7 protein-coding genes and 1 tRNA gene are annotated in these 5,516 nt (G+C 32.3%); all 8 read right to left on the bottom strand.

Annotated features, from left to right (window positions below; genetic code table 11):
* Positions 1 to 368 (bottom strand): Ppx/GppA phosphatase family protein (locus AA81_RS03210; protein WP_211292642.1); only part of this gene is annotated, 368 nt, incomplete at its 3' end.
* Positions 369 to 370: 2 nt separating this feature from the next.
* Positions 371 to 1,312 (bottom strand): ROK family protein, encoded by a 942-nt coding sequence (locus tag AA81_RS03215; RefSeq protein WP_103898173.1) that lies wholly within the window; start codon positions 1,310 to 1,312, stop codon positions 371 to 373.
* Positions 1,313 to 1,335: 23 nt separating this feature from the next.
* The gene (locus AA81_RS03220; RefSeq protein WP_103898174.1) at positions 1,336 to 2,211 is read right to left on the bottom strand and encodes a CHAD domain-containing protein; all 876 of its coding nucleotides are present in this window, start codon (positions 2,209 to 2,211) and stop codon (positions 1,336 to 1,338) included.
* Positions 2,178 to 2,663, bottom strand: coding sequence for a phosphohistidine phosphatase SixA (sixA, locus tag AA81_RS03225; RefSeq protein WP_169999594.1), 486 nt, complete (start codon positions 2,661 to 2,663; stop codon positions 2,178 to 2,180). Before sixA ends, AA81_RS03220 begins: the two co-directional genes overlap by 34 nt.
* Before the next feature lie 98 nt (positions 2,664 to 2,761).
* On the bottom strand, positions 2,762 to 3,367 hold the full coding sequence (locus AA81_RS03230) for a type IV toxin-antitoxin system AbiEi family antitoxin domain-containing protein (protein ID WP_103898176.1): 606 nt from the start codon (positions 3,365 to 3,367) through the stop codon (positions 2,762 to 2,764).
* Complete coding sequence (locus AA81_RS03235) at positions 3,354 to 4,163, bottom strand: DNA-methyltransferase (protein ID WP_103898177.1); 810 nt, start codon at positions 4,161 to 4,163, stop codon at positions 3,354 to 3,356. The genes AA81_RS03230 and AA81_RS03235 overlap by 14 nt, the downstream gene beginning before the upstream one ends.
* A 224-nt stretch (positions 4,164 to 4,387) precedes the next feature.
* The gene (locus AA81_RS03240; protein ID WP_245863408.1) at positions 4,388 to 5,167 is read right to left on the bottom strand and encodes a DUF2238 domain-containing protein; all 780 of its coding nucleotides are present in this window, start codon (positions 5,165 to 5,167) and stop codon (positions 4,388 to 4,390) included.
* A gap of 116 nt (positions 5,168 to 5,283) precedes the next feature.
* A tRNA-Asn gene (locus AA81_RS03245) sits at positions 5,284 to 5,358 on the bottom strand.
* Positions 5,359 to 5,516 lie beyond the last annotated feature (158 nt).

Here is a 5,516-nt window from a genome sequence, read left to right on the forward strand (position 1 = left end):
AAGTTCCTTATCAATTCCATATAGATATGTGATTTCTCTTCGTAATCATCTAAAACGTCGATAGTAAAACCTGTTCTTGTTTCGATCTGATCCAAAATAAAATCTAAATTTTCTGCTTCTCTCAAAGCGGTGGTACCTACTACTTTCAATTTATTAGCTCCATATTCCTCCGCAACCCTTTTGAATCCTAAAAGTTTTTGACTTAGGATCTTCACTTTTTCAAAAGATATCCTTCCTGTTGTGAAGGTATCTCTTCCCAAGAATAAGGGATAATCCAAACTTTCTATCATATCAATATCATCTTGATAGTTCTGAGCAATATCAAAAGATATATTTTCTGTTCCTATATTTATAACACCTGCTACCATTGTTATACACCTACTTTTTCTTTAACAAGCGAAAAAGCCCCATACAGGCATGCATCATCCAGCAATTGGGATAATTTAAACTCACAACACTCAAAGATATGAGGTATAGAATACTGCTTGGCTGTCTCAACTATTATAGGCATCAATTGTTCCCCTAATGCCTCCATTACTCCCCCTCCTAAAACGATAACTTCAGGATTTAATAAATTAATTATGGAACCAGCATTTATTCCTATATACCTTGCAGTATCGTTCAAGATACCTCTAACAAGATCGTCCCCTTGATCATAAGCAGCTTTTAAAGTAGAACTTTTCACTATACCTTTCAAATCACTGTTTTTTATTATGGTCTTTTCGCCTCTCTCTTTTTTTCTAACTATTTCTCTTTGGATAGCTACTTTAGAAGACAAACTTTCCAAACAGCCACGAAGGTTACAACCGCAAAGAGGTCCTTCAGGGTACACATTCATGTGTCCAATCTCAGCAGCAAAATTGAATGAACCTTTATATAATGATTCATTCAATATTAAACCGCCACCAATTCCTGTTCCTACAAAATAACCTACGGCATTTTTTGCTCCTTTAGCGGCACCAAACTTCCATTCCCCATACATACTCGCATTGGCATCATTTTCTATAATCGTTTTGATGTTGTACTCTTGCTCAACAAAATCGACTAAATTAAATTCATTCAATGGCATGTTAGGAGTAAAGGTAATTTTTCCATCTTTTATAACTCCAGGTACACCTATTCCTATCCCTTTTACATCTTTATTCTCCTTCAGTAAAGAATCCAGAACTTTCTTCAATTGTTCGACAACTTTTTCTTTGCCTTTTGAACTTTTGGAACTTTTTTTCTCAGTCTTCAATTTGTTACCTTTCTCATCGAATAAAGTCCCAAGTATTTTAGTTCCTCCTATGTCTATCCCAATCCAATTGCTCATTTTTTCACCCTCTTTAATAGGATTTAAGTCTCTTGAGAAATGTTGTCGTACAAATTTTCAAAAATCTTGTTCACCTCAACCTTAAGCTTCCCTTGTATTTGGATTAGTTCTTTATCAATTTCTTTTAATAAAGGTATAATATTATTTTCTTGAAATTTTTTTACCAACATTTTCTTTAAAACAATCAAATCATGATGTGTTCCTAAAATATCTTGAATCTGCTTAAACATGTCTTCTTCAGGTAAAGTTTCACCTTTCAATGCCCCCAATATCTCTGTTTTATAACGCAGGTCTTTAATCTTTATCCTTATTTTATGAAGCTTTCTATCGTCACTTCTATCGGTATTTTTAAACTCTTTATAAACTTCCTCAAATTCTTTTGTGTAAAGATTAGCAAAATAAGGATCATTTATCTGAAAGTTTTGAATAAAATCAAACACCAAAAAGCTTAAGCAACTTTCTAGTAGATGATCTAACTCTGAGATTTTTAAAGAATTTAAATAAATTTTCAACTTCTCCTTCTCTTTACTATATTTTTTCTCGAAATAATCGATTATTTCATTATTTTGACCTTCAATTTTCTTAAGAAAATCTAAATGAACTTGATAATCTCTTGATTTATTGCTTTTTTTTAATATCTTATTTACTTTTTTCTTAGCTTCTTTAGAACTTTCATGTTTTGAAAATTCTTCCAAGAAATCTATACTTGCTTCTATTCTTCTACAAGATGTTCTCATGTCGTGAACAGTATCGACACCCTCTTCATCTAAAACATTAGAGATGTTTTTTAGAAGACGGTTTTTCATCTTATCAAAATATTCGATGTACTCTTTCAAAAACATCCATGGGTTTGCTGAAATGTCGTTTAAGAGCTTAGTGATTTCGGATCTACCATCCATTTTAATTTTCCTTTCCCAGATAAAATATCATCGAACGATTCTCCTTCAATACAAATTACTCCCGCCTTTCTTAAATGCAAATCATCACCCGTTAATTTTTTTGCAAGTTCGTCAAAAGTTGGATTGTGTCCAAATATAATCACATTTTTATATCCCTTTGTAATATTTGAGATTTTTTCAATTATCTCTTCTACATCTCCTTCATATAATAATTCTTCTTCTACTATCTTTGGCTTGGATTCAAAAGACTTCGCAAAGATTTCTGCTGTTTCTTTTGCCCTCAAAGCAGGAGAGGTAATCAAAAGATCAACCTTATTTTCAGCTTTAGCTACATATTCTGCAACTTCTTTAGAATCATTTTTACCTACTTTTGTCAACTTCCTTTCAAAATCATCAATTTCCGGGGACCTTTTTTCTGCTTTAGCGTGCCTAACTAATATTAGGTTTTTCATATGTAAACATTCCTCCTTCTCCATTTTGGATAGAGTTTAAGAAAAATTTTATACCAAACTAGTTTTTTAATCATCACCTCTTTTGGAAGTCTTTTTAATTACTGTTTGTTTTTTGGCTTACCGTTTGGCCTTGGAATATGACCATTGATTCCGTACTCATCATAAGCATCGAATATCCTTTTGCAAAATTGAATCATCTTATGATCATTTTCAGCGACAGCTTTTTCGTATATTTTAATGAAATATCTTTTTCCAGCTTCTGTTTGAGAGTAGTTTTTCTTAAGCAAATTATGTTTCATGCATAAGGTTTGTCCATTAGAAATATCATTGGAGCCACCTTTGTCTTTGGGTATAATATGGTCCACAACTAATTCTACACCATCTTTTAGCCCCATACCACAAACTACACACTTATAACCATCACGTTTTAAGATTTCTTCTTTCACTTTTGGAGGAAATTCAAAAAGTTCTGTTTTTTTAGTGTAATCAGGATCGTATCTATAGACACCTTTTTTTATCTTTAATAATTTCCCTTGCTGATGAAGTTTTCTAATAGCTCTCCATGGATCTCGAGGGGGAGTTTCATGGTTTTTTAACCATTCCTTTGTAACCCAGTCCACTACAGGCCCATGTGGTAAATCTTCATTTGGATGTTTTTTAAAATAATCCATTACAAGTTCAGAAATAGTTTTAGACTTTTTCATTTTTTCTTTCTCCAAATAGTTTTCGTTCATTAATTTTACATTCACTTATTAATCTATTTTTGGCCAATTTACAATAAGATTCATCAATTTCCAGACCAATTGCCCTTCTTTTGCTTTCATACGCAGCTAATAGTGTCGTTCCTGAACCCATAAAAGGATCCAAAACGAGGTCTCCAACAAAAGAGAACAATTTTATGCATCTTTTTGGTAATTCAACAGGAAAAGGAGCAGGATGTCCAATTTTCTTTTTGCTCTCACCTGAAAATGTCCAAAGCCCATTGGTCCATTCTATAAATTCATTCTTAGCAATATCTGATACCCCACTACCTGAACTTTTTTTCCAATTGTTTTTATACAGAATGACAATCAATTCAACAGGGGAAATAACATATGGAGCAGAGGCAGATAACCATGACCCCCAAGCTGTTCTTCTAGATATATTCCCTTCATTCCAAATGATTGTGGAATGATATTTAAAACCAATATCCTTAGCCAACACAGTTAAATCTGCTCCCACACTTTGTTGACCACCTTTGTTTTTATCTAATGGAATATTCAAGCAAAATCTACCATCTTCTTTTAACCAGTTATAGCAACGAGATAACCATTTTTTACTAAATTCAAGATAATCTTTATAAGAGACTTTATCGTTATGGGATTCATATTTAATATCCACATTATAGGGAGGTGAGGTAACAATTAAATCAATACTATTGTTTTCTATTTTTTGGGTTGTTAACATATCTTCATTCAAAATCTTTATCCCATCAAGAGAAAAGAATGTTTTTTTGTTCATTTTAATTCAACTCCTTCAACAATTACTCCAATTGTAAATTAAAATTAAATTATTTGTCATTAACAAGTATAACACATCATATCTTATGTACACATCAGCGATAAGCCATTTCCCATCCTTTTTCTCAATGACAATCTCTATTTCATAAGTCCAGGCTGTTCCACCTTGAACAAGCTCAACACTGATGACTTCAACAATCTTCCAATTTACTGGTATAAACGTTTTTAAAAAGAATTCACATAATCTCTTAAAGCTGATCCGATTCTTTCTAATAAGGAATCCATGTCACGAGTTTTGTTCAATCTTTTCAGAGTGTTCCAAAAAATATATATTCCAGTAAGACTCCCTATAAAGTTTCCAATAAAATCCGTCATTGTATCGAAAAGGCTATCTTCTTGCGCCAGTCTGTATCCAGGATAATCTCTAAAGATTATATCAGAAATAAACTCTCCTATTTCCCAAAACACACCCAATGTCATAACAATAGAGAGGGTAACAACAAATACTTTTAGAAAGAAAAAAGGCATTTTCATCCTAGTCCAAACTAGTTCAGACCCCATTACCAAAGGATATATAAGAAATGAAAGCCAAATACCTCCTGTAAAATGAAGAATAAAATCGTAAATTTCAAAATAATCATAAAATTGGTACCACATCCCGAATACACTATGTAAAGAAATTTGAATTATTGTTACTGTACGTATTTCTTCAAGAATCGTAGATTTTGTTACCCATTCAAAAATCCAAGTTAAATAAACACCAAAAGCACTTAAAAGGTATCCTAAAAAATGAGGTAAGTTAAAATCCCAAATGCTTCCTATAATAGGGATAAATACAACAAAAGAAAAAAATAAGTTAATGGTTCTTAAAATAGAATAAACCGTTGAACTTGAAGTAAACAAGGTTTCTTTCACCACAGGATCTTTCACCAAATAGTGATGGATTTGGTCAAATTCTATTTTTGCTTTTTTCAATGTTTTTGAAAATCTTGGTGTAATAGGCATCACCTCATTTTGGTTTTTTGCAAATTTTATAATTTATTTTAATTATACCATTTAGATACAAAAACAAAAAAAGCAGCGAAGTAATTCGCTGCTATGAGGGGATGATACGACTATGGTGGCTCCGGGTGAGGGATTCGAACCCCCAACCTAGTGGTTAACAGCCACCCGCTCTACCGTTGAGCCAACCCGGAAAAAATAAAATCTCTTCAAAATCCAAAAATGATTATATCATCAAAATGGTGTTTTGTCAACATTTTTATTTTTATCTGCGGGGACCACTTCACCTAGGGTAACAAACCTTTTATCTTATCGGATAGATGTGGATACAACTTTATCTTTATTCTTTGGA

Source organism: Petrotoga halophila DSM 16923, from assembly GCF_002924615.1.

What these genes read in the sequence shown, in the direction of transcription:
- sixA (WP_169999594.1), bottom strand. Translation starts at nt 2,663, where the DNA reads ATGAAAAACCTAATATTAGTTAGGCACGCTAAAGCAGAAAAAAGGTCC.
- AA81_RS03235 (WP_103898177.1), bottom strand. Translation starts at nt 4,163, where the DNA reads ATGAACAAAAAAACATTCTTTTCTCTTGATGGGATAAAGATTTTGAAT.
- AA81_RS03240 (WP_245863408.1), bottom strand. Translation starts at nt 5,167, where the DNA reads ATGCCTATTACACCAAGATTTTCAAAAACATTGAAAAAAGCAAAAATA.
- AA81_RS03215 (WP_103898173.1), bottom strand. Translation starts at nt 1,312, where the DNA reads ATGAGCAATTGGATTGGGATAGACATAGGAGGAACTAAAATACTTGGG.
- AA81_RS03220 (WP_103898174.1), bottom strand. Translation starts at nt 2,211, where the DNA reads ATGGATGGTAGATCCGAAATCACTAAGCTCTTAAACGACATTTCAGCA.
- AA81_RS03230 (WP_103898176.1), bottom strand. Translation starts at nt 3,367, where the DNA reads ATGAAAAAGTCTAAAACTATTTCTGAACTTGTAATGGATTATTTTAAA.